Source organism: Kribbella shirazensis (genome assembly GCF_011761605.1).
Classification (GTDB): Bacteria; Actinomycetota; Actinomycetes; order Propionibacteriales; family Kribbellaceae; genus Kribbella; species Kribbella shirazensis.
Genome location: NZ_JAASRO010000001.1, coordinates 446,166 through 471,537, shown reverse-complemented (window position 1 = coordinate 471,537; position 25,372 = coordinate 446,166). Strand labels below are relative to the sequence as shown.

The following is a 25,372-nucleotide window of genomic DNA, read 5'->3' as shown; positions in this document are numbered from 1 at the left end:
TCCCTGCGCCGATCAGGCGCGCCGTACTCAGGCGGAACCGCAGAGGCTGCTAGTCGACACGTTCGACGGAGATGAGGGTGAGGCCGAGGTCGCGGATTCGGGCCAGTACGCCGTGGAGCTCCGACTGGTCGGTGATCGCCCCGCGGAGGACGGTGGTCCCGTCGGGGTCGGGGACAAGAGTGAAGTCGGCGAACCAGCTCGACCACCGCGGGTCGAGCCGCCCCGCGACCCTCAGCTCGTACATGGTCAGCGCCGCCGGTCGACGAACTCGGCGACGACGGCGTTGACCACCCAGCCAGCGCTCACGCCGTCACCGGGACCGGCTGGCGTAGCGACGACGTTGTGCGCCAGAGCGAGTAGCCGAGGCCGATCATGGCGATGCCGTTCGGGTACGCCAGCAGGCGGTAGATGGCGTCGGGCGTGAAGGACAGCGCGGCCGACACGAGCCCACCCACAGCCAGCAGCACGGTCGCCCACCGGGCCAGCACCCGGGCGCGGAACAGCGCGATGCCGAGCAGTAACCCGCCGGCCAGATACGCGAATCCCTGGAATTGCAGCACCGTCTGCAGCAGCCCGATGTCACCGACCACCTGGCCGCCGGTGGAGGCCGCGATGAAGTCCCGTACGTACCCCGGGTTCGTTGCTGTCAGCGTCGGCAGCACATAGGCCGCGAGGATCTCCGTGCCGACGATCGACAGGTAGCTCAGGCTGAGGATCACGTACCCGATCAGCCCGAGGAGACCGTTCTTGCGGAGCTGGCTCAGGTACAAGCCGGCGAGCCCGGCCAGCGCCAGCGTCGCCATGAGCAGTTTCAGGCTGTTCCGTACGACGAGCTCGGTCGTGCCGATCGAGTCGACGTCGAGGTGCGGGTGCCCGACTTGGACGCCGACGAAGATCAGTCCGGCCGCGACTGCGGCGCCAGCGGCGGCCCGGGTCAGTGTGGTGGTCGTGATGGTCATTCCGAACTCCCTGTGCTAGCGCGGTTTCTGCGGGATGTTCGGAACGTAGATTGCGAGATGGTGAGCCGGCGTCACCACATCTGGTGACTTGCGATGTGACTACAACAAGCCGCGTTCGCGCGCGCGGCGTACGGCACCGGAACGGGTGGTCGCGCCGAGCTTGGTGAAGATGCGCTTCGTGTGTGTCCGCACGGTGTTGAGCGAGAGGTACAGCCGGCGCGCGATTTCCGGGCCGGTGAGCTCTGTGTCGAGGAGTCGCAGTACGTCGAGCTCCCGCTCCGTCAGCGGATCGGTCAGAGTCGGCCCGTCCGGCACCAGGGGGAGCCCTTCGTCAAGAAGCAAACGCCTGTAGTGCTCCGGTTCCGGCGCTGCGGCCAACGTTTTCCGCAACCCGGAAAGAGTTTCCGCCCGGTCGCCGCGGACGTGATGGGCGAGCGCCCGCAGTACGCCGATCTCGAGCAGACTGCCCGCCCGCCGTCCCTCGGCGTCCAGCTGCAACCGATCGAGCAGCTCCTGTACGTCGTCCCCGCGGCGGATCATGAGCCGCGCCAGCGTCAGGTGCTCGTACTCGTGCAGGTACGCCACCTCGTCCGGGATGTCCCGGGACCAGGCCTCGGCCGCCAGCAGGTCGCCGGCCGCGATCTGGATCCGGGCCCGCAGCGCCGCGATCGGCCGTAGTTCGGGATACGACCCGCGCCGGTACAGCCCCTCAGCTTCGTCGAGCAGCCGTTCGGCGTCGGCGAAGTCTCCACGCGCGGCGCGAACCTGTGCCATCGCGACGTACCAGCGATGCCTGTTCTCGGTGATCGACCCGTGCTCACCCAGGACCCGCGCGAGGTCGAGATGCGCCTCGGCGCTCGCGAGATCGTCCAGCTCACGGTCCAGCTCGGCCAGCCCGACGTGCAGGTCGGCCGTCACACGCGGGTACGGCTCGCCGTTGCGGGTTGCCGCCGCGAGGGTTTCCTCAAACGTTTTCCTTGCCCGGGACGGCCGACCCGCAGCCATCCACAGATCGCCCAGCACCACAGCGCTGTCCTGGGCGTCGACCAGGTTGCCCGCCGCGTGCAGCTCGCGAACCGCGGTCGAGTACGTCGACAGGGCCTCCTCCACCTCGCCCGCCGCCCAGGCGGCCAGCGCAAGGAATCCGCCCGCGGCCCCACGGACGAAGTGGTCGTCGGCTCCCGCCAGCTCCAGCGCCCGTCGCGCGTGCAGCACAGTGGTCGCCACCTCACCACGGGCCTGCGCCAGCGCCGCCCGATAGCCCCAGAGCATCGCCGGTGCCGTCCGAAGGTCCTCGGTGTCCGCCCACGTCCCGGCCAGCGCCGGATCGCGAGCGCCTGCGGCCAGCGCCGCCTCCGCCTCGTCGAGCCGGCGAGCCATCCCGTCCAGATCGCCTGCCAGCATCGACGACCACGCGGAAACGATGCACAGCACCGGATTCCGCCGTACGACGACCTCCGGCAACGACCGGATCCACTCGAGCAACAGGGCGTCCTGGCGGGTACGACGTACCTCGGGCAACGCCGCCTCGATCAGCAGTGCCGCCCGCTCGGAGTCGCCGGCCGCCAACGCATGCCTTACCGCGTCGGCGATCAGGTGCTGCCCGGCGTACCAGTCGCTCGCCGCCCGATGCAGTTGGGGCAGCTCCTCCGGGTGCTCGGCGAGTAGCCGTGCACGCAGCACGTCGCGGAACAGGTGGTGGTACCGGTACCAGTTCCGGTCGGCGTCCAGCGCGACCAGGAACACGTTTTCGCGATCGAGCACCTCCAGGACATGCCCGCCGTCCTGCCTCCCGGTCACGGCGTCGCACAGAGATCCGGTGAGCCGATCGAGAATCGCCGTACGGAACAAGAAGTCCCGCGTCTCCGCCGGTTGCCGCGCGAGCACCTCGTCGGCCAGATAGTCGATGACGAACCGATGGCTGCCGGTGAACGCGTCGATGAACCCACCAACATCTGCCACGCCACGCAGCGACAACGCGGCCAGTTGGAGCCCGGCGACCCATCCCTCGGTCCGGCCCTCCAGGGCACGCACCTCGTCCTCCGCGAGCCGCAGCCCCATGACGTCGTGCAGGAACGATGCGGCCTCAGCCGCCCCGAACCGCAGATCATCGACCCGGACCTCCGTCAGTTGCCCACGGCTACGGAGCCGAGCCAGCGGTAATGGCGGATCCGCACGGGTCGACACCACCAGGCGGAGTTGATCCGGCAGGTTGTCGAGCAGGAACGCCACGGCCTCATGCACCTCGAGCGCGTCGATGACGTGGTAGTCGTCCAATACGAGCACCGAGCGGCTCTCAGCCCGCCCGGCGTAGTCGTTGACGACTGCGGTCAACGCGGCCGTCGTCGATACGTCGGATGCCGGTGGCGCGAGCCGGATACCTGGCAGCGCCGCCCAGAGATGCGCCAGAAACCGCGGCAGCGCGTTGTCGCCGTCGTCCAGCGACAGCCACCCCACGTGCTCGTGGCGCGCCGCCCAGTCACCGACGAGCGTCGTCTTGCCGAACCCAGCCGGCGCGGACACGAGCGTGAGCCGCCGACCGGGCTCCAAACCACCGTCCAGGCGCTCCACCAGCCACGGCCGCGCCACTAGCCCGGACCGCCGAGCCGGCGCGAACAGTTTCGTGGCGAGCACCGTGGTCGACACCTTCGGATCATAGATGCCGGGACGTTGTAACGCCGACGGTCGCTCCAACGATTTACGTCCAGGACCGAATGTGCTCGGTCCCGTCAGCCTCCTGGGGGTCCCCGTTGTCCCGTCCCACCCGATTCCTGCGCCTGGCCGTGCCCGCGGCCGTGATCGCCGCAGGTCTGGTCACCGTCACCGGTTCGTCCGGTTCCGCTGCCGAGCCGCGTCGTCCGTACCGTCCGCCGTTCGCCGCGCAGCATGGCGCCGCCAAGGCCGAGTTCGAGCCGAACGCCGTGCTGGTGAAGTTCAAGTCGAAGGCAACCTCCTCGGCGCGGCGGGCCGCGGTGTCCCGGGCCGGTGCGACGGCGGCGGACCAGGTGTCCTCGAACGTCGTGAAGGTCAAGGGTGACGCCTCGGCGCCCGACCTGCTGAAGAAGCTGAAGGCCGACCCGAGCGTCGAGCTCGCCTCGCTGAACTACAAGCGTCGCGCCACCGCCGTACCGAACGACGAGTACTACGGCACCGACCAGGCGGCGTACCTGAACACGGTGCGGATGCCGCAGGCCTGGGACCTGTCGAAATCGACCGGCAGCCAGATCGTCGCCGTCCTCGACACCGGCGTCGACGCCGGTCACCCGGATCTCGTCGGCCACCTGGTGCCGGGGTACAACGCGGTGTCCAGCACCCGCCCGAACCCGGTCGACGACAACGGCCACGGCACCATGACACTGGGCATCATCGCGGCCGGCGCCAACAACGTCGAAGGCGTCGCGGGTGTCGGCTGGAATGTGAAGGCGATGCCGGTCAAGGTCCTGGACGCGAACGGCGAGGGGTACGACGCGGACGTCGCGGAGGGCATCTACTGGGCCGTCGACCACGGCGCCAAGGTCATCAACATGTCGCTCGGCGGCCCCGGCGACAACCCGATCCTGCACGAGGCAGTCGCCTATGCGGTCGCCGAAAGCGTCACCGTCGTGGCCGCTGCGGGTAACGACGGCAGCGCCGACCTCCAGTACCCGGCGTCCTACCCGGAGGCGATCGCCGTCGCGGCGACAGACGCGAGCGGCAGCCTGACGAGCTTCAGTTCGTTCGGCGACTGGGTCGACATCGCGGCGCCGGGCTGGGACATCCTGACCACCGGTTCGCGGGCGTTGACCGACCCGGACTATCTGCCGTACTGGTACTGCACCGGCACCTCCTGCTCGGCGCCGATCGTCGCCGGCGTCGCGGCGCTGGTGAAGAACAAGTGGCCGACGCTCACCCCGGATCAGGTCGCACAGCGCCTCGAAGGACTGGCCCGGGACGCAGGTCCGCGGGGCACCGACCCGTACTACGGCCACGGCATCCTGGACGCGTACGCCGCCCTCGGCGGCCGCTTCGCCCCGGACTTCCCGACGGCGGTCGCGGATGGCAACGATCAGCCCAGCCGCGCTACACCGGTGCAGGCACTGGAGGCGCCGGTGACGTCAACCATCGGCAGCGAGGGCGACGTCGACTGGTACTCGTTCCAGTCGACTCCACAGCTCGTCCGGGTTTATCTCCAAGGCCCGATGTACGACTCCAGCCTGTATGCACAGAACGTCGGCCCGGTGTTCACGGTCTATGACAGCAACCTGAGGCCGCTCGGCCACGCCGAGCGTCCCGCGCCACCTGTCGACTCCCACGGGTACGAGATTCCGATGGAGCTGCTGGCCGAGCGAGATGTGTCGCTGCCCGCCGGCACCGTGTACATCGCCGTACGGAACTCCAACGGTTCCCGGAACAGCCGTCCGTACAAGCTGGAGCTCGTGAGCTCGGGCAATGCTCCTGGTCCGACGGGCCCGGCGTACCAGCTGCGGGATGTGTACCCGGCCAACCTCGCGTCCGGTGTGCCGGCCGCGGTGGCGCCGAAGGTGACGTTCGCGCGGGACATGGACCCGGCCTCGGTGACTACCGGCACGGTCCTTCTGCGTGACGGGAAGACCGATATGCAGGTCAACGCGATCACCACCTACGACCCCGCGACGCGGACGGCAACCATCACGCCGCAGCAGCCGCTCCTCGACAACCGGCCGTACAAGATCGAGGGCTCGTCGTACCTGTACGAGGCGGACGGTACACCGCTGCCCTGGTTCAGGACGGTCTTCAGCACGGCCGACCTGGCGCCGAAGGCGCTGACCACGTTCACCGGTAGTGGTGCGTACCTGGCTGCGAACCTGGCCTGGACGATCCCGTCGACCAACGACTTCGACCAGGTGATCGTGCGGAGGAACGCCGGGAGTACGGCGCCGACGCCGACGACCGGGACGCTCGTGTATGCGGGCACCGGTACTGCGGTGAAGAACACCGGGCTTGCGCAAGGTACGACGTACACGTACGGCGCCTGGGTGAAGGACCGGACCGGGCACTACAGCCCGATCGCGGTCAAGCGGTTGCTGGGGATGAAGTCGGGGATCAGTGTGACGTCGACGCTGGTCAACTACGGCGCGGCGATCACGATCAAGGGCAGCACGTTGCGGATCGACAATGTGGCGTACGCCGGGTTGCCGGTGAACGTGTACGTGCGGCCGAAGACGTCGTCGAAGTTCACGTTGCTGGCGGCGTTGAAGACGTCGTCGACCGGAACGTTGTCGGTGACGCACAAGCCGTTGGTGTCGTCGGTGTACATGCTGACGTTCCCGGGCAACGCTGACCTGATGGGGACGCGAACCGCGGATGTCACCGTGCAGGTCCGGCCGACGATTTCCGCGACGCTGTCGCCGTCGTCCATCCGGCTCGGTGGGACGACCGCGTTCAGCGGGTACGTGGCGCCGGCGCACTACGGGCATCCGGTCTACCTGCAGCAGTACGGCAACAAGGTGTGGCGGTCGATTGCGTCGGTGAAGCTCAGTACGTCGGGCAAGTACGCGTTCGGGATCCGGCCGGCCGTGCGCGGTCAGATCGCCTACCGGGTCTTCTTCCCCGGTGACGCGGACCACGCGCCGGCGTACACGGTGAACAAGATCCTCACCATCAGCTGACAACTCCACTGGGAGGACGGGGCGCACCGAATGGCCGCAACGGATAGTTCTGCCTCGCCGTCGTCCGGGGCGATCTGGCTTGAGTTCGGGCTCACGGTCGGCGCAATGTTCGGTGCCCGCCTGCTGGCGGGCACCGTGCACGGCGCGCCCAGCTCCGTCCTCCGAGCGGTGGCAGGGCTCCTGCTGATCGCCTTACTCCTGCGCTCCTCTCGCTTGGGTGAGCGAGTGGCGCGCAGGAAAGGCATCTACCATCCTCAGTACTTCGTACTAGGCCCGATCGGGCTCGTCATGGCCCTCGTTGCGCGGAGGCGGCTCAACGGCGAGTAGACCTGACCGCACTGAGTATGCGAATGCTCCGGCGCAGGTGCTGTACCTCTGGGTACAGTGGCTGTATGGAGACGGTGGAGCGGTTGATTCGTAGTACGCAGGAGTTGTTGTGGGAGCGGGGGTACGTCGGGACCTCGCCCAAGGCGATCCAGCGTGCGGCGGATGCCGGGCAGGGCAGTATGTATCACCACTTCACCGGGAAGGCAGAGCTCGCGAAGGCGGCGATCGAGCGGTCGGGGGCCGAGTTACGGGCCGCGGCCGAGGAGCAGCTCGGTGGGGCCGGTACGGCGAGTGCGCGGATCAGCGCCTACCTCGGGCGGGAACGGGACGTGCTGAAGGGCTGCCAGGTCGGGCGGCTCGCCGCGGATCCGGAGGTGATTGCGGATCCGGACCTCCGGGCACCGGTCGCGGAGACGTTCGAGTGGCTGCGCGGACGGCTCGCGGAGGTGGTTGCTGAGGGCAAGCGGGCGGGCGAGTACCCGGACTCCCTCGATCCGGAGCGGACGGCGGCGACCGTCGCCGCGGTGGTGCAAGGTGGATACGTACTGGCCCGCGCGGCCGGCTCGACCGAACCGTTCGAGCTCGCTGTGCAGGGCCTGGTCGACCTGATGGGAGCGAAATGAAGATCGGGGCGGTGTTCCCGCAGCTCGAGATCGGCGCGGACCCGAAGGTCGTGCGCGACTGGACGACCACGGTCGAGGACGCCGGCTACAACCACGTGCTCGCGTACGACCACGTCCTCGGCGCGGACCCGGCGAACCGTCCCGGCTGGACCGGGTACACCGACAAGTCCTTGTTCCACGAGGTTTTCGTCCTGTTCGGCTACATGGCGGCGATCACGTCCGAGCTCGAGCTGGTCACCGGCGTACTCGTCCTCCCGCAGCGCCAGACCGCGCTGGTCGCGAAGCAGGCCGCAGAGGTCGACGTACTCAGCAGTGGCCGCCTCCGGCTCGGTGTCGGCATCGGCTGGAACCATGTCGAGTACCAGGCGCTCGGCGTCCCGTTCAAGCAGCGCGGCGCGCTCCTCGAGGAGCAGGTCGACGTACTGCGCAAGCTCTGGGCCGACCCGGTCATCTCGTACGACGGTACGTACCACGACATCGAGGAGACCGGGCTGAACCCGTTGCCCGGCAGGCAGATCCCGATCTGGTTCGGAGGCGGCGCGGACGCCGTACTGCGACGCACCGGCCGGATCGGTGACGGGTGGATGCCGCAGTCGGCGCCCGACGAGAAGGCCCGTCAGCAGGTCGCGACGATCCGGCAGGCCGCGGAGGACGCCGGCCGGGACCCGAACACCATCGGCATCGAAGCGCGTCTCACCCTCGGCGCCGTTCCCGAACAGGACTGGCGCGCGTTCGCCGACGGCTGGCGCGAACTCGGCGCGACCCACCTGTGCGTGAACACGATGAACAGCGGCCTGACCAGCCCGGAGGACCACGCCGCGGTACTGCGCGACGTCTTACCGCGCCTTCGCGACTGACGGTACGAAGGCGGCGAACGGGCTGCTCCGGAACCAGTTCGGGAACTCCTTGCACAACCGCGGCAGCCCGATCAGCTCGACGCGCCCGGTCCGGATCGCACGCGGGTACGCCAGTTGCTTGAGGTGCAGGTCGACGAGCGTCACCGAGTCGGTCCGGCAGACCAGATCCTCGACGTACCCACTCGACCTGGTGCACAACTCGGGCCGCGGTCGCCGGAGCAGCATCCAGTGCTCCTCCGCCGGACGGTCGCGTAGCTCGAACCTGACAACTGTCGTCCCGTCGGGGATCTTGTCGAGGTCCACGAGCTTCATCGTTGCCCAGAGCACGTACGCCGGCTCCAGGTGACCCGGCTCGATCTCGAGCCACCGCGCACCCCATTGCCCCATCGCATCCAGCACCGGCCGCAGCGCCTGCCCCATCTCGGTCAGCCTGTACGTGACCGCACGGCCTTCGACGGTACGGCGGAGTACGCCGTGCCGCTCGAGAACGTCGAGCCGCTGTGCGAGCAAGGCCGTGGAGATTCCGGGCGCTCCTTGGCGGATCTCGTTGAACGTCCTGCAGCCGTTCAGCAGGTTGCGCACGATGATCGGCGTCCAGCGCTCCGCCAGCAGCTCCGAGCTCCTGGCGATCGGACAGAACTGGCCGTATCCGCGCACGTCTTCAGAGTCGTCCGCCCGGGGCCGAATGGCAACTTCAGAATCTGATGTTGCCTGCCGCGCCCGACCCGGCGACTGTGGAGTCAATCGAGCAGGAGGCGGTGGGGACGATGACAGGTCACGCACATGTGGTGACGAAGGACGCGGGTCGGACCGTGGATCTCGGGGTGGCCCGCATGCGGGTGCTGGCCGACGAGGGCGTCACGGAGACCTTCTCGCTGACCGAGTTCGCCGGGGAGGCGGAAGGACCGTGGACGGTTCCGCACCTGCACCACGGGTTCGAGGAGTCGTTCTTCGTGCTGGAGGGTGAGTTCACCTTCACGGTCGGCGGCGAGCCGTTGGCGGCCGGTCCCGGCACGTACCTCCTGGTCCCGAAGGACACCGCGCACACGATCAGCGCCGGCCGCGGCGGCGGGCGCTTCCTGACGCTGATGGTGCCGGGCGGCCTCGAGAAGATGTTCCTCGAGCTCGGCGAACTCCCGCCGAACGCGGTCACCGACCCGGTGGCCCGCAAGGAGGTCTCGGCCCGCTACGACTCCATCCCGGTCTGATCGCGGTCGCCGCGGCTCGTCTCGGGCGGTGAGGCGGAAGTGCGGCTCGGGAACGGCTGGATTACGGTCGAGGTAGACCGGATCACCGATCACGAAGTCGTAGTACGGGAGTAAGGAGCCTCACGTGGCAGTCGACGTCACCGGCCCGATGGGCGAGCGGTACGACGAGATCCTCACCGAGCAGGCGCTCGGACTGATCGAGACGCTGCATCGCACGTACGACGAGCGGCGGCGTGAGCTGCTCGAGCGGCGCAAGGAGCGGGTCGCCGCGATCGCGGACGGGGCGTCGCTGGGGTTCCTGCCGGAGACGAAGGGCGTCCGGGACGACCCGGAGTGGCGGGTCGCCCCCGCCGCGCCGGGCCTCGTCGACCGCCGGGTGGAGATCACCGGGCCGACGGACCGGAAGATGACGATCAACGCGCTGAACTCCGGCGCCAAGGTCTGGCTCGCCGACCAGGAGGACGCGAACACGCCGACCTGGGAGAACGTCGTCGGCGGCCAGCTCAACCTGCTGGACGCGATCACCCGGAAGATCGACTTCAGCACCGACACGAAGAGCTACGCGCTGAAGCCGGACGAGGAGCTCGCGACGATCGTCGTACGGCCGCGGGGCTGGCACCTGCCGGAGAAGCACATCCTGGTGGACGGTACGCCGACGTCCGGAGCGTTGGTGGACTTCGCGCTGTACTTCGCGGCGTGCGGGCAACTGCAGCTCGACCGCGGGCAGGGGCCGTACTTCTACCTGCCGAAGATGGAGTCGCACCTCGAGGCGCGGCTGTGGAACGACGTGTTCGTGACCGCGCAGGAGGCCCTCGGCATCCCGCGCGGCACGATCCGGGCCACGGTGCTCATCGAGACCTACCCCGCGGCGTTCGAGATGGAGGAGATCCTCTACGAGCTGCGCGAGCACTCGGCCGGGCTGAACGCGGGCCGCTGGGACTACATGTTCAGCGTGATCAAGACGCATCGCACCCGCGGTACGGCGTTCCAGCTGCCCGACCGGAACAGCGTGACGATGACGGTCCCGTTCATGCGGGCGTACACCGAGCTGCTGGTGCGGACCTGCCACAAGCGCGGCGCGCACGCGATCGGCGGGATGGCGGCGTTCATCCCGAGCAAGGACCCGGCGGTGAACGAGCAGGCGTTCGCGAAGGTCGAGGCCGACAAGACCCGCGAGGCCGGCGACGGCTTCGACGGCTCGTGGGTCGCGCACCCGGGGATGGTGGAGACCTGCCGCAAGGTCTTCGACTCGGTCCTCGGCGAGCGGCCGAACCAGGTCGACAAGCTCCGCGAGGACGTCGCGGTGACCGCCGAGCAGCTGCTGGACGTCGCCGCCACGCCCGGTGAGGTGACGGAGGCGGGCCTGCGCAACAACGTCAGCGTCGCCGTCCAGTACCTGGCCGCCTGGCTGGACGGGACCGGCGCGGTCGGCATCTTCAACCTGATGGAGGATGCCGCGACCGCCGAGATCTCCCGCTCCCAGATCTGGCAGTGGCGCCGGAACCAGGTCACCCTCGACACCGGAGAGAGCGTGACCACCGAGCTCGTCGAACGCATCGCCGAGGAGGAGATCGCCAAGCTGGGCACGCCGGAGCGTTACGACGCGGCCCGCGCGCTCTTCCTGGAGGTGGCGCTGGCCGACGAGTACGTCGACTTCCTGACGCTGCCGGCCTACGTTCGCTTCAGCTGATCACGGCTCCGCCGCCGAATCAAGCGATTCTCAACTGAATTACGGTTATGGCCGTAAAGCGTTGACAGCGACGCTGCGACGGCCCTACGGTCGCGCCATAAGTCGAGTTCAGGACGCCAGAAAGGCGGCACTCCATGGCCAACCGCGCGAGCTCGGTTCCCCCTGTCGGCCAGACCCGGCGTGACTTCCTGCGACTGTCCGGCCTGACTCTGGCCGCGCTCGGCGGCAGCTGGTCCCTGACCGGTTGCGGCCTGTTCGGCGACGACAGCGAGGCGGCCGACGGCAAAGCGACGTTGAAGATCGACTACGTGCCGGTCGAGGTCCTCGACCCACAGGTGATCACGAACGGCATGTGGATCCTCAGTCGGGGCATCTCCGAGGGCCTGGTCGTCCAGAACGAGAAGGGCGACGGCGTGCAGCCGGCCGTCGCGTCCGAGTGGAAGGTCTCCGACGACCACCTCACCTACACCTTCACCCTGCGGGACAACGCCCAGTGGTCCGACGGCAAGCCGGTGGTCGCCCAGGACTTCGAGCGGACCTACAAGCGGCTGTTCACCCCGGCCGCGACCTCGGCCGGGGGGACGACCCTCGGTGCGAACAGTTACCAGTCGTCCACCGGGATCAAGGGCGCCAAGGAGTTCCTGGCCGGCGTGCTGACCGACTGGTCACAGGTCGGCGTGAAGGCGACCGGCGAGCACGAGCTCGTCCTCACCCTGGCCAACCCCAACCCGGACTTCCTGCTCGCCCTCACCCATCCGGCGATGCTGCCGCTGCCGATGGACCTGGTCGAGGGCAAGCCGAAGGAATGGCAGAACCCGCCGAACTACGTGTCCAATGGGCCGTACACGGTGACCGAGTGGGTGGCGAACTCGCGGCTGATCCTGGTGCCCAACGAGAAGTACTGGGACCGCGACAAGGTGAAGCTCGGCCGGATCCAGGTCAACCTGGTCGAGCCGAGCGCTGCGGCGACCGCGACCGTGGCGTACGAGAACGGCGAGACGGATCTGGTGCAGCTCAGCGGTCCCGACGTACTGCGCTTCCAGAAGGACGCGTCGCTGTCGAAGGAACTGCAGCAGACCGAGAACTACAGCATCCTCTACCTGGCGAAGCTGCGCAGTCAGCACAAGGCGATGGAGGACGTCCGCGTCCGCAAGGCGTTGTCGCTGGCGCTCGACCGCAAGACGCTGGCCGGCGTACAGCCCGGTCAGCAGCCCGGCGTCTCGCTGGTGACCAGCCGGACCGCGGGCTGGGACGAGAGCATCGCGATCAAGGAGGATGTCGCCGAGGCGAAGCGGTTGCTCGCCGAGGCCGGCTACCCGAACGGCCAGGGCCTGCCGCCGGTGCGGATCCTGGTCGGCGTACCGGACACCACGCTCGCCGACGCGATGGTGGACAGCTGGACCAAGCAGCTTGGCATCAAGGCGAGCGTCGACCACGTCGAGGCCGGTGTGTACACCGAGCGGCGCTGGCAGGTCCAGAAGGGCAACTACATCGGCTGGTACTACGGCACGTTCGCCGGGCTGCCGACCTGGCCGACGATGGTCGGTTCGCTCTGGTCGCCGAAGAACGTGCAGGAGATCAGCCTGCCGAGCGACCAATGGCAGCAGTACCAGTCCGTGCAGGAGGACAAGAAGCTCAAGCCGGCGGAGAAGACCGCGCAGCTCGACGCGATCCTCGTCCAGCACGCCTCGAAGCCCGCGAAGGACATCGCCGCGCTGGCCGACCAGGCCGCCGCCGAGCCGGACGACGCGAAGCGGATGGACCTCTACAAGCAGGCCGCCAAGCTGCGCGAGGAGCAGTACCTGTACCTGCCGGTGCTCTGGCTGAGCCTGTTCCACGCGGTCAAGCCGAAGGTGCAGGGCCTGCAGTTGCGGGCGTATCCGGACTACTTCTACCTCAAGTCGCTGAGCGTAGGGAGCTGACGTGGGGCTCGCGGTCTACATCGGCAAGCGGGCGGTGCGGCTGGTCCTGTCGATGATCGCGGTCTCGATCCTGACGTTCACCCTGCTGCAGCTCGCGCCGGGCAACTTCGCCGACCTGCAGCGGGTGAACAGCGGCGCGACGAACTTCGGTGGCGTCGGCACGGAGTCGATGGTCGGCGAGCTCGAGTCGCGGTACGGCGCCGACGTGCCGGTCTGGAAGCAGTACCTGATCTTCATGAAAGGCGCGGTGGTCTGGGACTTCGGGCCGTCGTACAAGTACGCCAGCCGCAACGTGCAGGACATCATCGCCGAGGCGTTCCCGGTGTCGGCCACGCTGGCGGTGCTGGCGGTCGTGCTCGCGTTGCTGATCGCCGTACCGATCGGGGTGTTCGCGGCGTTGCGGCAGAACACCAAGACGGACCACGCGACGATGTTCGTCGTCACGCTCGGCCATGCGTTGCCCAGCTACCTGACGGCGGCGTTCATGATCCTGCTGTTCTCCGCGACGTTGAAGTTGCTGCCCTCCGGTGGCTGGAACGGCCCGAAGGACCTTGTCCTGCCGGTGCTCGCGCTCAGTCTCGGACCGGCCGCTGTGCTGGCGCGGTACGTGCGGTCGAGCATGCTGGAGACGCTCCGCGAGGAGTACGTCACCGCGGCGCTGGCGAAGGGCGGTCCGCACCGGACCGTCATCATCCGGCACGCGCTGCGCAACTCGCTCATCCCGCTCGTCACTGTGGCCGGCCCGCTGCTCGCGGCGCTGATGACCGGCACCGTGTTCGTCGAGGCACTGCTGCGGATCCCCGGACTCGGGCTGTACTTCGCGAACGCGGCGGCCAGCCGCGACATGCCGCTGCTGATGGGTACTGCGTTGTTCTTCGCGCTGATCCTGATGCTGACCAACCTGGTCGTGGACCTGATCTACGGACTCCTCGACCCTCGAATCCGCACCGTGGGAGGTGGTTCCCATGACGGCCACTGAGGGGGTCGAGGCCGCCGGCGCGGCCGCGCTCGGCAGTACCGGCGAGCCGGAGCCGATCGAGCGCGGGACCACCGCGCGCGGGCCGTGGTCGCGAGCCTGGTCGCGGTTCCGCCGCCATCGGCTGGCGTACGGCAGCCTGATCTTCTGCGGTCTGCTGATCCTCACCGCACTCGCGGCGCCGCTCATCGCGCCGTACGGCTATGAGGAAACCGACATCCAGCACAAGCTGGCCGGACCTGGCTCCGAGGGGCATCTGCTCGGCACCGACCTGCTCGGGCGGGACATTCTCAGCCGGTTGATCTACGGCCTGCAGACGGCGCTGACAGTTGCCTTCGGCGCCGAGTTGACGGCGCTCGCGCTCGCGCTGGCGATCGGGCTGCTCGCCGGGTATCTCGGGGGCCGGGTCGAGCAGTTGCTGATGGCGTTCACCGATGTGATGTACGCGTTCCCCAGCTACCTGTTCGCGGTGGTGATGGTGACCGTGCTCGGTCGCAGCATCTTCGCGCTGGTGGTCGCGATCGGGATCGCGTCGTGGGTGACCCAGGCCCGGCTGGTCCGCGCGCAGGTGATGACGCTGAAGGAACGCGAGTACGTCGAGGCGGCCCGGTCGATGGGTGCGAAGGGCAGCACGATCGCGATCCGGTACATCCTGCCGAACGCGATCGGTCCGATCCTGGTCACCACCAGCTTCGCGATCCCGGCCGCGATCGCCGCCGAGGCCGGTCTGGCGCTGCTCGGGCTGGGCGTCCAGCCGCCGACCCCGTCGTGGGGCGCGATGATCAGCGAGGGCAGCCGGTACCTGTTGGCCGCGCCGCATCTGCTGGTGGCGCCGGCGGTGCTGTTCGCCCTGACGCTGCTGGCATTCACCTGGATCGGTGACGGCGTACGGGATGCTTTCGACCCGAGTGGAGAGCAGCGATGAGCGAGGACGCGTTGCTGTCCGTCCGTGACTTGCGGACGACGTTCCGGCGCGACGGCGGCGAACCACTGACCGCGGTCGACGGCGTGTCGTTCGACGTACAGCCTGGGCAGGCGCTGGCGATCGTCGGCGAGAGTGGAAGCGGCAAGAGCGTCACGATGCGCAGCGTGATGGGCATCTTGCCACGGACCGCGCGGATCACCGGCGGGCAGGCGATGTTCGGCGGCCGGGACCTGCTGGCGATCGGCGACAAGGAGCTGCGGCGCGTCCGTGGCCGCGAGATCGGGATGGTCTTCCAGAGCGCGATGGAGGCGATGAACCCGACGCTCACGCTGGAACGCCAGCTCACCGAACACCTGCTCTGGCACGGGATCTGCACGAAGGCAGAGGCCCGGCAGCGTGCGGTACGGGCGCTCGGCGACGTCGGGATTCCGGATCCGGAGAAGCGGATCCGCACGTACCCGTTCCAGCTGTCCGGCGGGATGCGGCAACGGGCGATGATCGCGATGGCGATGGTGACGGAGCCCGCACTGCTGATCGCGGACGAGCCGACCACCGCCGTCGACGTCACCGTGCAGCGGCAACTGCTCGACCTGCTGGCGGAGCTGAAGAACCGTGGCACCGGCGTCATCATGATCACCCACGACCTCGGCGTCGCGCGCTACTTCTGCGACGACGCGGTGGTGATGTACGCCGGCCGCGTGGTCGAGCGGGCGCCGATGGACCGGCTGCTCGACGACCCGCGCCATCCGTACACCGTCGGCCTGCTCGGATCCGGTGTCGAGGTCGGCGGGCGGGACCTGCCGCTGCGGCCGATCCCCGGCAGCCCGCCGGACCTGTCCCGGCGTCCTGAAGGCTGCCCGTTCCATCCGCGGTGTGCCCGCGCCGAGCTGCCGAGGTGCGCGACCGAGCAGGAGATTCTGACGATCGGTCCCGGCCGGGACGCCGCATGCTGGAAGGTGGCCGTCGATGCCTGACGAACTGGTTCGCGCCGAGTCGGTGACCAAGGTCTTCCGCACCCGTGCCGGTGAGGTCCGCGCCGTCGACGACGTCACGCTGACCGTGCGTCGCGGCGAGACGCTCGGGCTGGTCGGCGAGAGCGGCAGCGGGAAGTCCACGATGGCGCGGCTGATGATGGGTTTGCAGACGCCGACGTCGGGCCGGGTCTCCTTTGACGGCAAGGACCTCGGGAAGCTGCCGGCCCGTGAGCTGCGGATGCTCCGGCCGCGGATGCAGATGGTGTTCCAGAACCCGTACGGTTCGCTGCTCCCGCACTTCAGTGCCATCGGCAACGTGATGGAGCCGCTGCGGTTGCATGAGCGTGGCGACAAGGAGTCCCGGCGTACCAAGGCACTCGAGCTGCTCGATCTGGTCGGCATCAACACCGGTCACGCCGAGCTGTACCCGCGCCAGTTCTCCGGCGGCCAGCAGCAACGCATCGCGATCGCCCGCGCGCTCGCGCTCGAACCCGACCTGTTGGTCTGCGACGAGCCGACATCGTCCCTGGACGTCTCGATCCAGGCCCAGATCCTCGAACTCTTCACCGACCTGCGCGACCGCCTCGGCCTGTCCTTCCTGTTCATCTCCCACAACCTGGCAGTCGTCGAGCGACTCGCCGATCGGGTAGCCGTGATGAACAAGGGCAAGCTCGTCGAGGAGAACTCAACCGAAGAACTCTTCCGCGCCCCCCAGGACGACTACACGCGCCAACTCCTCTCCGCCGTACTCCCCATCCGCCAGGCCTCCGGACGCGCCGGCATTTGATGGGTTGACGTCCGAGATGCTGGGTTTGCGCCCGAGATCCCGGCCGCAAACCCAGCATCTGGTGGGTGGACCCATCAGATGTGGAGCTTCCGGGGAGTTTGGCGAGCGTGGAGTGGTCGGCCCGAGGTGCCAACGGACAGGACGTCTACGTCCAGCGCTGTCGACCGCACGCGGGGCAACCGGCTGGGTGGACGGGTGGTAGGCGGGTACGTCCTGTCGGTCGGCACCATCTCAGCGCCGTACCAGCGCTCAGCGAGCACAGGTACGGCGCTGGCCCGGCAGCTGCCTTAGGGGCCTTGTCAGTCGGCTGCGTTCGCGGTTGCGGTGATGGCGGTTGCGATGGCTTGGGTTTGGGCCTCGGTGCCTAGGAGGTAGGTCTGGGGGAGCCAGATGGTGTCCGTGGAGACCTGGTCGGCGTTGGGGCAGTTGGCCTCGGGGTAGGGCTGGCCGAGGCGGGTGGTGATTGCCTTGGCGTCCCGGAGTACGGCGGCGTTGCGGTGCAGGGGGACGTAGCCGGGGGAGACTCTGGTGAGGCCTGCCGCGGTCAGAGACTCGAGTACGGCTTCGCGGCCGCCGGGGATGCGGAGCATGAAGAGGTGACGGCCGTGGGCGGTGATCGCGGGGTCCTCGGGGGCTACCTGGATGCCGTCCACCTCGCTCAGCAGGTCCGTGAGTAGCCGAGCGTTGCGTTCGCGGAGTTCCTGGAGTCGCGGGTGGCGGCGCAGCTGGACGCGCAGGATCGCGGCCTGGAACTCGGTCAGCCGCAGGTTGTACCCGACCGTCTCGTGCTGATACCAGCCACCGCCCGGCACCCGACCGACGTTCACCAGCGAGTACAGCGCCGAGGCCAGCTTGTCGTCGTCGGTGACTACCGCACCGCCCTCACCGGCCGTGATGTTCTTGCTGCTCTGGAAGCTGAACGTTCCGACGTCCCCGATCGCGCCGACCGGCCGGCCCTTGTACGCCGCACCGTGCGCCTGGGCCGCGTCCTCGATCACGGTCAGGCCGTGCCGGGCCCCGAGCGCGTTGAAGGCGTCCATGTCCGCGGGTCGGCCGGCGAGGTGGACGACGACGACCGCCTTGGTCCGCTCCGTGACGGCGGCCTCGGTGGCGACCGGGTCGAGCAGATGCGTGTCTGGGTCGATGTCGGCGAAGACCGGCACCGCACCCACGAACAGCGCTGCCGAGGCGGTCGCGATGAACGTGTACGGCGGAACGATCACCTCGTCGCCGATGCCGACCCCCGCGGCGCGCAACGCGATCGCGATCGCCAGCGTCCCGTTGACCAGGCAGATCGCGTGCCCGGCCTCCTGGTACTCCGCGAACTCCCGCTCGAAGGTCGCGACGACATCCCCGCTGGTGCTGCCCCAGTTCCCCGAGTTCAGCACCTCCAGCAGGGCCTTCGCTTCGTCGTCGCCGTACTCCGGCCACTCCGGCATCCCAGACATCCCAGACGTCCCAGACATCATGGCGTGATCACCCATCTGTTGTCTCCGGCAACGATATCCGCGGTCAGCTCGACGAAGGTTCGCCCGAACCGGACCACCGCCCGGGCGGATCCCTCGCCCTCCTTGACGATCGGGCTGGTCCCGGCGTCCGGTACGGCGAGCAGCACGGCGGCGCCCGGCACCGGATCGGTCGCTTGTGCGCGCACCGCGAGGCCGTCCGGGTGCGGCTCGACAGACAGCACGACCCCGCGCCGGCTCCGCTCCCAGCTGTTGATCCGGGTGGCCGTCCACCACGGCATCCCGCGCCGTCGCGCCTCGGCGGCGACCTCGAGACAGGCCGCCCGCGTCGGTGGGCGCAGGTTCAGATGCGGTCCGTGGAACAGGAAGTGCGCGACGCCGTGCACCGCCTGCGCACCGTCCAGGATCACGTCCCGTGCGGCGGTGTGGCCGGCCCAGGCGAGATCCTGCGTGTGCAGCGGCAGGTTGAGTACGTCGTAGAACCGGTTGCCCTCGGCGGCCGGCGCCATCGGGAACGAGACGTGGGAGGCGCCGAAGGTGAACCCGACATCGCCCTGTTTGCTCGGCCCGCGGGACTCGTCGATCTGGATGCCGAGCCGCTCGCACCAGGTGTAGAACTCGGTCCAGCCTTCCCAGCGCGTGTAGTGGTTCTTGTTCGAGACGATCTGCTCGGTGCCGGTGACGGCTTGCGCCCAGGCGTACTGCGCGCGCATCTGCGGCCAGCCCCACTGCGCGAGGTCCGCGTCGCCCATCGCGTTGTAATGCAGGGCGTTCTCGTGTCCGGCCGCGGTGATCTCCGTGTACAGCTCGGGGGAGTAACCACCGGGGAACACATGGCACCAGGTGACCTCGACCCCGGCCTCGGCGAACGCGTCCAGCGCCGCTCGCCCGTCCGCTTCGACGTTCTGATCGGAGTCGTGCGACATGTGCGCGACAGCGTCGACTCCGGACGGCCAGTACCAGAGCCAGGGAACTGTGGCGCCGGTCTGTTCGATGCCCCACCACAGGCTCTGCGCGAACAGGGAGCACCACCAGTCGGCCTGCGGCTGGTCGAACATCGGTACGGCGCTCGGCGGCGGGTAGACGTGCTCGTACGGCGGAACCAGCTCCGGCTCGCCAGGCGGCATCGCCCGGTCGCGCTCGAAGCTGAGCACCATCCCGTCCTCGCACTTGAGGATGTCGTCGTCGATCGGCGCCGTACCGTCGGCGGCCGGCTCACCGTCGGCGGTGACGGCGTACCCCTGCTGGATGCGGACGATGCTCTGCCACACGTCGACGCCGTACGTCAGCACGCTGCCCGCACCCAGCCGGTGGAGGGTGACCGCGGCCGCCTCGTCGTCGTCCCAGCGGGCGAGCACCTCGACGTCTTCGCCGGTGAGCCGACTACCGCCCACGGCGTGCAGCGCGACCGGCGGGCGGGACGACCAGACCGGGCTGTCCGCCAGGACCACGTGGCCATCCGGCACCGTGCCGTCTGTCGAGACACCCGCGAGCGCGGACAGCGGACCGGGATCGCCGATGACGATCAGTACGCCGCCGTCGCGCACCCACTGCTCGAGTTCGTCGCTCGGCCCGGCGTCCGGGGCGGTCGGGAAGACCAGCACGGAGACGCCGTCCGGCGGCGCGGCCGCCTCGCTCGGGGTGATCGACCGACAGGGCAGCCGAAGATGCCCGAGCACCTCGGCCAGGTAGGCCCACCAGGCGTCCTGACCCGCCTGGTGGGCCCGCTCGATCGCCGCCTGGTCGTCCACCACCGCGACTGCATGAAGGGGTTCTGGCACGCGACCACCCTGCCCCAGCCGCTCAGCTTCGGCAAGGCCTGAATAGCTGTTATGGACGTCCGTAATAATTAGGGCGTGGAATCGGGAGACACGCCCTAACGCGGGATCTTCTCGACCAGCAGTTGGTACGGCCGGGGTGGTCGGCCGAGTTTGCTGGATCGTGGCGGCGGCATCGGCCAGGCCAGTCCTTCGTCCACCAGCGTGCTCAACGTCCGCCGCGCGGTGCGCAACGTGACACCGAGCAGTTCGGCGACCTTCTCCGCGTCGACGATCCGCTCGGTGTCGTTCGCGTTCTCCAGCTGTTCGGCGAGCGTCGCCAGGATCTGGAGAGCGCGGGAGTCCGCCTGTGCGGGGCGTTCGGCGGTCCGGTTGCGCTCGCCGGGGACCTGCAGGACGAAGCCGTGCGGCCCGACCACGAACGCGGTATCCCCGCCGGCTGCCTTGTCGACGGCGGACTGCGCGTTCACCTCCGCCTCGCGGGTCGACGAACCGAGACCGATGCCGACCTCGAGCCGGACACCCAGCTCCTCGGAGATCCGGTCCAGGAACGGCGCCATCGACAGGTTGTCGGTGGCCAGCCGCAACGAACCCATCGTCGTGACGATCAGGAAGCTGTGCTCGTCGCGCGGTACGACGGCGGCGTCCATCGGGCGGGCGTCGCGCAGCAGCTCGCGGTGCAGCGACAGCCTCAGCTCCTGGTACCAGTAGGCGCTCGCACTCGCGTGGGCCGGCAGTGAGGCGGCGGGCACCCGGACGATCATCGTGACGATGCGGGACTCCTCGAGCTTGGCGCCGCTGCCCATCAGGATCGCCGTGGTCAGGGCCTGCCGGATCGTCATCGACGACGGCGTCATCCGCAGCGTCGGTACGCCGGTCTTGCGCAACGCGACGTCGACGGTCGGCACCGTGGTGACCGCTCCGGTGGTCCGGCCGCGCTGATACAGCGAGCGGTGGAAGTCGAGGAACTTCTCGGCCGACTCCGGTCCGGTGTACTCCTTCAGCCGTACGCCGGACGCGCTCAGCCCGACCTCTTCGTAGACGTGCTTGAGGTCGCGCCGCGACACGGTGTCGACGCTGATCCGCGACGGATCGAAGACCTTCTCGAGCACGCCGCGGAGCAGGGTCGAGAACAGCGCGGGCCCGCCGCTCGGCACGTACGTCGCCGGCACCGGCAGCCCGCCCGCGACCGCCACGTCGTACGGCAGCGGTCCGGCGAACAGGAACGAGTCGACCCGGGAAGCGATCCGGGACGCCTGCTCCTGCGCGTCGTGCTCGTCGGCGTACACGGCGGTGACCAGGCGCAGACCGGGGTTGTCCAGTTCGCGCGCCAGGTTCATGATCCGGTGCACGATCTGCTCGGCGCCGACAACGCCGACCGTCACCTGTTCGTGGGTCGCCACCCCGTCAGGTTAACCGGATCATCCGCGCGGGGGCGGGTCGACGTTCACGGTGGGGATCCCGCCGCCGGCCCGCGCGATGATCGCCAGCGACGGTTCACCGGTGGGGTTGCTCTCGCGGTGGACGGTGAAGGCCGGCACGTGGACGAAGTCGCCGGCGACCGCGTCGAGGTACTCGCCGGAGCCCTCGAACTCGAGCCGCAGGACGCCGGAGACGATGTAGAGGCTGCTCTCGTTCTTGTCGTGGTGGTGCCACCCGGAGATCGCGCCGGGCTGGGTGATGACCTGGCCGGCCCACAGGATCGGCAGCTCGAAGGCCCGCATCCGGAGCATGCCGGCGGTCGGGTCGGCGGCGACCAGGTCACCTGCTTTGATCACTCGGACTGGCTCGCTCATGGCAACAGTCTGCCTCGCTTCAAGCCGCGCCGGCGATCGGCGGCGCGTACGCTGGGAGGATGCCGAGCATCGTGTTGCGGGTCCGCCTCGTGAACGGTGACCACCTTGATGTCACCTACGAGGAGTCGGCTGCTGCCGACGAGGACGAGGTCGTCGAGCACGCTGTCGCGGCACTTGTGGACGATGCCGGCCTGCTTCGGTGCAGACATGGCGAGCGCGTCGTCGTGCTGTACGCGCGGGGCGTGGCGGCCATGGAGGTCGCACCACGAGGCGCCGTCTTGTAATCGACTGCCGGATGCCCTGGCCGTGGTCAGGGCATCCGGCAGCGGTTCAGCGGGTCGGGTAGGCCGCGTCGACTTCCACTTCGACGAGCCAGCCGGTGACCGGGAGGTTCTCGATCTCCAGGGCGAACCGGGACGGGCGGGACTTGTTGACCACGAACGGTTTGGCGGGTGGTGCCGTACCGAGTGGGACCGGTACGTAGGCGCCGGTGGTGAGGTCGGTGTTGGCGAAGTACTGACGGTAGGCGCGGTTCCAGCCGGCGAAGTCGGCGGCCGTGGCGCCCGACGGGTTCTGCAGGAAGACCCGCATCGTGTAGACGTCCGCGTAGGACAGCCCGGCGGCCGCGAGGTTCTCCCCGATCCGGCGGAGCACGTTGATTCCTTGGGCTTCGGTGATGGTGACGCCCGCCGGCAACGTCCCGCCCGGGAAGATCGCGGTGTCGACGTACGACGCCTCGGACCCGGCCGGTGCACCGGTGTTGAGGGCCGACGGGCCGATCCCGCTCGTCTTGTAGATCGGGGTGTTCGCGCCGATCCCGACGCCGGTCGCGATCATCGGGTTGGCCTGTCCGGCCGGCAGCGCCGGGACGACGGTGCCGGGCGCGGGCGGTTTCGGCTTGTTCCACCATCCCGCGGCCGTGGTGGCGCCGCCGCCGAAGGACAAGGCGACGACGGCGATTCCGGCGATCCAAGAGGTGCGTTTCATCGGCTCGCCACCACCCGTCCGTGCAGCGCCGTCACGGTCGCCCGTGCCGACGTCATCGCGCCGTGCTGCCAGGCGATGGCGTGCGACAGGTGGTCGCCGGCGAAGTAGATGTTGCCGGTGGCATCGAGCAGCCGGCCGTAGATCCCGTCGGTCTGCGAAGGCCAACTGACCCAGGCCGCCTCGGAGTACCTGGCGGCGATCCAGTTCACCGAGAAGGCCGCCTTCACGTCCTTCGTGTACACGTCACCGTGGATCTTCGCGCCTTGTGCCAACGCGCGCTCCAGCCGGGCCGTTGGGGTCAGGGCACCGTAGACGTTCGCGTTCGCGCCTGTGTTGTAGTACCCGATCACTGTGCCGCGCTCGCCGTGGAAACCGTTCGACGGGTACCAGGTGTTCACGGTGTCGAGGTTGCTGTTGGTGATGCCGCCGTAGATCCGGTGGTCCTCCTCCCACCAGCGCCGGCCGTACTCGATCCCGATCTTGCCCGCATTCGTAGGTCGGGCGTACTTGAGTGACTCGACGATCGGCGCCGGCAGGTTGGACGGGACCTTCGCGGCCAGGTGCGGCGGCAGCGTGCAGATGGCGTAGTCCGCGGTCAGCACCCGGGACTGCGTGCCGGTCTTGTAGACGACCTCGACGCCGGAAGACGTGTTCCGCAGTCCGGTCACCTCGGCGCCGTACCGGATCTTGTCCTTGCCGATCGCCTGCTCGAACGCGTACGGGATCCGGTCCATCCCGCCGACCGGCTGGAACATCATCATCGCCTGGTCCCAGCCGAACTCGAACGAGAAGTAGTTGCCGACCCCGCTCGCGAAGACGTCGCTCAGTGCGTACGGCGCGGCCGTCGTACCGCCCTCCATCCCGGCACCCGGCTCGACCGTGTAGCCGCGACGCCCGTCGGTCCCGGTGTAGGCGAACCCGGACGCCTTGTTCCCGATCGAGCCGAAGCTGCTGAGGAACCCGATCAGCGCCTGCTTGTCGGCCGCCGTCAGCTTGGCGTCGAGCGCGCCCTGGTCGGCGGCCGTGGCGAGCAGTTCGGCGACGTACCCGTACACGTCCGCCTTGGCGGTGCGGTGCCGGATCGCCTTGTTCGACAGGCTGCTGGTGCCTTCGCGGTAGAGGTACGCGTCCGCGTTCTGGTTGACGAACGGCTCGATCGCGACGCCGAGCTCGCGGCAGTAGTCGATCGTCACATGGTGCTGGGGGAGCCGCGCCGGCCCGGCGTTCATGTACTGGCCGCGCGAGAACGTCGCGCGCTGGGTGTTCCCGGCAAGGTCGGTCTCCACCGTGCCGCCGCGAACGGTCCAGTTGCGCCCGCCCGGACGGGTGCGGGCCTCGAGCAGCGTGACCTTGTAGCCGGCCTTCAGGAGTTCGTACGCCGAGGTGAGTCCGGCGATCCCGGCGCCGAGAACGACGACGTGCTTGGCGCCGCGGCCGTTGAGGTCCGCGCGTGTCGGGGCGGCATACGCGGGAGTCTCGGCGACGCCCGTGAGGCCGAGCGCCGACATGGTGGAGTACAGCACCCCTGCTCCACCGGTGATACCGACCTGCTGCAGGAACTGACGTCTGGTCTGCGCCATGCCTTCTCCTCACTGGGCAACTGGGTAGCTGACCAGAAAGGTAAGGACATGATGTTTTGGGTCGGTGTCAGGACCGTGACGTCTCGACGCTCGTACTGACAGGTATGTTTCGGGTTAACGAACCTGTTGGAGCAGCGCCTTCGCCGCGCCCGCGATCTCGGTGTAGACGCCTGGTTTGCCGGGCTGTGCGCAGCCCTGGCCCCACGAGACGACACCGAGCAGGCGCCCGTTCAGGACGAGCGGGCCGCCGGAGTCGCCCTGGCACGCGTCGATGCCACCTTCGACGTACCCGGCGCAGACGTTGGTCGCGGCGGCGTACCCGTTGGTTACGTAGCCCTGGTTCGCGAGGCAGGTCTTGTCGCCGAGGTCAGGTACTGCGGCCTTCTGCAACGTCTCGTCCGGACCGGTCCCCTGCGTGTCGCCCCATCCGTAGACACTCGGTACGACGCCGGCCCGGTCCGCCCGGGCACGAGTCTCCAGCGGCAGCACCGGTACGCCGGTGAACGGCTGCGCCAGCGTCAGCACCGCCACGTCGTACCGGTGGTCCTTCGTGTTGTACCCCGGGTGCACCCACACCTTGCTGATCGCGGACACCCGCCCGACCGAGTCGTCCGCGAGGTCGGCCCGTCCCTGCACCGCGTAGTACGTCGACGCCGCCTCGTCCATGCAGTGTGCGGCGGTCACGATCTTGTCGGCCTTTACCAGCACGGCTCCGCAGTACCGCCCACTGGACGACACAGACTGCGTGTTGTTCAACGCGATCGCCCACGGCGCCTCTGCCGCGCTCGTCACCGTTCCGCCGACGACCACCGGCTTCGCTCCGCCTGTGACCACCAGCAGCAGTGCGGCCAGCAGGACGACCTGTACTCCCCGTGAGACGTTCATCGCTG

22 protein-coding genes are annotated in these 25,372 nt (G+C 68.9%); 11 read left to right on the top strand and 11 right to left on the bottom strand.

Translation table 11 applies throughout. From position 1 onward, the window contains the following. Positions 1-49 precede the first annotated feature (49 nt). From BJY22_RS02250 to BJY22_RS42815, 3 genes are all read right to left on the bottom strand, one after another. Positions 50-244 (bottom strand): hypothetical protein, encoded by a 195-nt coding sequence (locus BJY22_RS02250; protein WP_167203513.1) that lies wholly within the window; start codon positions 242-244, stop codon positions 50-52. Positions 245-302: 58 nt separating this feature from the next. Continuing rightward, the gene (locus tag BJY22_RS02245) at positions 303-959 is read right to left on the bottom strand and encodes a hypothetical protein (protein ID WP_167203512.1); all 657 of its coding nucleotides are present in this window, start codon (positions 957-959) and stop codon (positions 303-305) included. Positions 960-1,058: 99 nt separating this feature from the next. Beyond that, on the bottom strand, positions 1,059-3,605 hold the full coding sequence (locus tag BJY22_RS42815; RefSeq protein ID WP_167203511.1) for a winged helix-turn-helix domain-containing protein: 2,547 nt from the start codon (positions 3,603-3,605) through the stop codon (positions 1,059-1,061). Between the two features lie 104 nt (positions 3,606-3,709). Here BJY22_RS42815 and BJY22_RS02235 point away from each other — a divergent pair, with 104 nt between their 5' ends. The 3 genes from BJY22_RS02235 (at position 3,710) to BJY22_RS02225 (ending at position 8,393) form a co-directional block, all read left to right on the top strand. Then, positions 3,710-6,586 carry a S8 family serine peptidase gene (locus BJY22_RS02235; protein WP_238350272.1) on the top strand — a complete coding sequence of 959 codons (2,877 nt, stop codon included), beginning with the start codon at positions 3,710-3,712 and terminating at the stop codon, positions 6,584-6,586. 392 nt (positions 6,587-6,978) lie between these two features. Further along, the gene (locus BJY22_RS02230; protein WP_167203509.1) at positions 6,979-7,536 is read left to right on the top strand and encodes a TetR/AcrR family transcriptional regulator; all 558 of its coding nucleotides are present in this window, start codon (positions 6,979-6,981) and stop codon (positions 7,534-7,536) included. After that, positions 7,533-8,393 (top strand): LLM class F420-dependent oxidoreductase, encoded by an 861-nt coding sequence (locus BJY22_RS02225; protein WP_167203508.1) that lies wholly within the window; start codon positions 7,533-7,535, stop codon positions 8,391-8,393. The genes BJY22_RS02230 and BJY22_RS02225 overlap by 4 nt, the downstream gene beginning before the upstream one ends. Here BJY22_RS02225 and BJY22_RS02220 read toward each other — a convergent pair. Further along, positions 8,373-9,050 carry a winged helix-turn-helix transcriptional regulator gene (locus BJY22_RS02220; protein ID WP_167203507.1) on the bottom strand — a complete coding sequence of 226 codons (678 nt, stop codon included), beginning with the start codon at positions 9,048-9,050 and terminating at the stop codon, positions 8,373-8,375. The genes BJY22_RS02225 and BJY22_RS02220 overlap by 21 nt on opposite strands. A 110-nt stretch (positions 9,051-9,160) precedes the next feature. Between BJY22_RS02220 and BJY22_RS02215 the strand changes: the two genes are divergently transcribed. The 7 genes from BJY22_RS02215 (at position 9,161) to BJY22_RS02185 (ending at position 16,875) form a co-directional block, all read left to right on the top strand. Beyond that, positions 9,161-9,601, top strand: a complete 441-nt coding sequence (locus BJY22_RS02215; RefSeq protein WP_167203506.1) for a cupin domain-containing protein — start codon at positions 9,161-9,163, stop codon at positions 9,599-9,601. 124 nt (positions 9,602-9,725) lie between these two features. Beyond that, entirely contained in the window at positions 9,726-11,291 is a 1,566-nt protein-coding gene (gene aceB, locus BJY22_RS02210; protein WP_167203505.1) for a malate synthase A, read from the top strand. A 134-nt stretch (positions 11,292-11,425) separates the two neighbouring features. Further along, positions 11,426-13,213: a peptide ABC transporter substrate-binding protein gene (locus BJY22_RS02205; RefSeq protein ID WP_167203504.1), complete on the top strand. Its 1,788-nt coding sequence runs from the start codon at positions 11,426-11,428 to the stop codon at positions 13,211-13,213. Between the two features lies 1 nt (position 13,214). Beyond that, entirely contained in the window at positions 13,215-14,192 is a 978-nt protein-coding gene (locus BJY22_RS02200) for an ABC transporter permease (RefSeq protein WP_337758047.1), read from the top strand. Further along, positions 14,179-15,114, top strand: a complete 936-nt coding sequence (locus tag BJY22_RS02195) for an ABC transporter permease (protein ID WP_167203503.1) — start codon at positions 14,179-14,181, stop codon at positions 15,112-15,114. Before BJY22_RS02200 ends, BJY22_RS02195 begins: the two co-directional genes overlap by 14 nt. Next, positions 15,111-16,088, top strand: coding sequence for an ABC transporter ATP-binding protein (locus BJY22_RS02190; RefSeq protein WP_167203502.1), 978 nt, complete (start codon positions 15,111-15,113; stop codon positions 16,086-16,088). The genes BJY22_RS02195 and BJY22_RS02190 overlap by 4 nt, the downstream gene beginning before the upstream one ends. Next, positions 16,081-16,875 (top strand): ATP-binding cassette domain-containing protein, encoded by a 795-nt coding sequence (locus BJY22_RS02185; RefSeq protein ID WP_167203501.1) that lies wholly within the window; start codon positions 16,081-16,083, stop codon positions 16,873-16,875. Before BJY22_RS02190 ends, BJY22_RS02185 begins: the two co-directional genes overlap by 8 nt. A 299-nt stretch (positions 16,876-17,174) precedes the next feature. Here the strand turns inward: BJY22_RS02185 and BJY22_RS02180 are convergent, their stop codons facing one another. From BJY22_RS02180 to BJY22_RS02165, 4 genes are all read right to left on the bottom strand, one after another. Next, positions 17,175-18,314 (bottom strand): DegT/DnrJ/EryC1/StrS family aminotransferase, encoded by a 1,140-nt coding sequence (locus tag BJY22_RS02180; protein ID WP_238350270.1) that lies wholly within the window; start codon positions 18,312-18,314, stop codon positions 17,175-17,177. 26 nt (positions 18,315-18,340) lie between these two features. After that, the gene (locus BJY22_RS02175; protein WP_167203499.1) at positions 18,341-20,122 is read right to left on the bottom strand and encodes a polysaccharide deacetylase family protein; all 1,782 of its coding nucleotides are present in this window, start codon (positions 20,120-20,122) and stop codon (positions 18,341-18,343) included. Positions 20,123-20,217: 95 nt separating this feature from the next. Continuing rightward, on the bottom strand, positions 20,218-21,522 hold the full coding sequence (locus tag BJY22_RS02170) for a transcriptional regulator (RefSeq protein ID WP_167203498.1): 1,305 nt from the start codon (positions 21,520-21,522) through the stop codon (positions 20,218-20,220). An 18-nt stretch (positions 21,523-21,540) separates the two neighbouring features. After that, positions 21,541-21,915, bottom strand: coding sequence for a cupin domain-containing protein (locus BJY22_RS02165; protein WP_167203497.1), 375 nt, complete (start codon positions 21,913-21,915; stop codon positions 21,541-21,543). Positions 21,916-21,974: 59 nt separating this feature from the next. Here BJY22_RS02165 and BJY22_RS02160 point away from each other — a divergent pair, with 59 nt between their 5' ends. Beyond that, positions 21,975-22,199 carry a hypothetical protein gene (locus tag BJY22_RS02160; protein ID WP_167203496.1) on the top strand — a complete coding sequence of 75 codons (225 nt, stop codon included), beginning with the start codon at positions 21,975-21,977 and terminating at the stop codon, positions 22,197-22,199. Positions 22,200-22,245: 46 nt separating this feature from the next. On the opposite strand, the gene BJY22_RS02155 is transcribed toward BJY22_RS02160, so the two are convergent. The 3 genes from BJY22_RS02155 to BJY22_RS02145 form a co-directional block, all read right to left on the bottom strand. Then, on the bottom strand, positions 22,246-22,902 hold the full coding sequence (locus BJY22_RS02155) for a Rid family hydrolase (RefSeq protein WP_167203495.1): 657 nt from the start codon (positions 22,900-22,902) through the stop codon (positions 22,246-22,248). Next, on the bottom strand, positions 22,899-24,482 hold the full coding sequence (locus BJY22_RS02150; RefSeq protein ID WP_167203494.1) for a flavin monoamine oxidase family protein: 1,584 nt from the start codon (positions 24,480-24,482) through the stop codon (positions 22,899-22,901). Before BJY22_RS02150 ends, BJY22_RS02155 begins: the two co-directional genes overlap by 4 nt. 114 nt (positions 24,483-24,596) lie before the next feature. Next, positions 24,597-25,367 (bottom strand): S1 family peptidase, encoded by a 771-nt coding sequence (locus BJY22_RS02145; RefSeq protein WP_167203493.1) that lies wholly within the window; start codon positions 25,365-25,367, stop codon positions 24,597-24,599. Between the last annotated feature and the right edge of the window lie 5 nt (positions 25,368-25,372).

Coding starts and splice junctions, on each gene's coding strand:
- BJY22_RS02250 (WP_167203513.1), bottom strand. CDS start 244: ATGTACGAGCTGAGGGTCGCGGGGCGGCTCGACCCGCGGTGGTCGAGC.
- BJY22_RS02245 (WP_167203512.1), bottom strand. CDS start 959: ATGACCATCACGACCACCACACTGACCCGGGCCGCCGCTGGCGCCGCA.
- BJY22_RS02230 (WP_167203509.1), top strand. CDS start 6,979: ATGGAGACGGTGGAGCGGTTGATTCGTAGTACGCAGGAGTTGTTGTGG.
- BJY22_RS02225 (WP_167203508.1), top strand. CDS start 7,533: ATGAAGATCGGGGCGGTGTTCCCGCAGCTCGAGATCGGCGCGGACCCG.
- BJY22_RS02215 (WP_167203506.1), top strand. CDS start 9,161: ATGACAGGTCACGCACATGTGGTGACGAAGGACGCGGGTCGGACCGTG.
- BJY22_RS02205 (WP_167203504.1), top strand. CDS start 11,426: ATGGCCAACCGCGCGAGCTCGGTTCCCCCTGTCGGCCAGACCCGGCGT.
- BJY22_RS02195 (WP_167203503.1), top strand. CDS start 14,179: ATGACGGCCACTGAGGGGGTCGAGGCCGCCGGCGCGGCCGCGCTCGGC.
- BJY22_RS02190 (WP_167203502.1), top strand. CDS start 15,111: ATGAGCGAGGACGCGTTGCTGTCCGTCCGTGACTTGCGGACGACGTTC.
- BJY22_RS02185 (WP_167203501.1), top strand. CDS start 16,081: ATGCCTGACGAACTGGTTCGCGCCGAGTCGGTGACCAAGGTCTTCCGC.
- BJY22_RS02180 (WP_238350270.1), bottom strand. CDS start 18,314: ATGCCGGAGTGGCCGGAGTACGGCGACGACGAAGCGAAGGCCCTGCTG.
- BJY22_RS02165 (WP_167203497.1), bottom strand. CDS start 21,915: ATGAGCGAGCCAGTCCGAGTGATCAAAGCAGGTGACCTGGTCGCCGCC.
- BJY22_RS02160 (WP_167203496.1), top strand. CDS start 21,975: ATGCCGAGCATCGTGTTGCGGGTCCGCCTCGTGAACGGTGACCACCTT.
- BJY22_RS02155 (WP_167203495.1), bottom strand. CDS start 22,902: ATGAAACGCACCTCTTGGATCGCCGGAATCGCCGTCGTCGCCTTGTCC.
- BJY22_RS02150 (WP_167203494.1), bottom strand. CDS start 24,482: ATGGCGCAGACCAGACGTCAGTTCCTGCAGCAGGTCGGTATCACCGGT.
- BJY22_RS02145 (WP_167203493.1), bottom strand. CDS start 25,367: ATGAACGTCTCACGGGGAGTACAGGTCGTCCTGCTGGCCGCACTGCTG.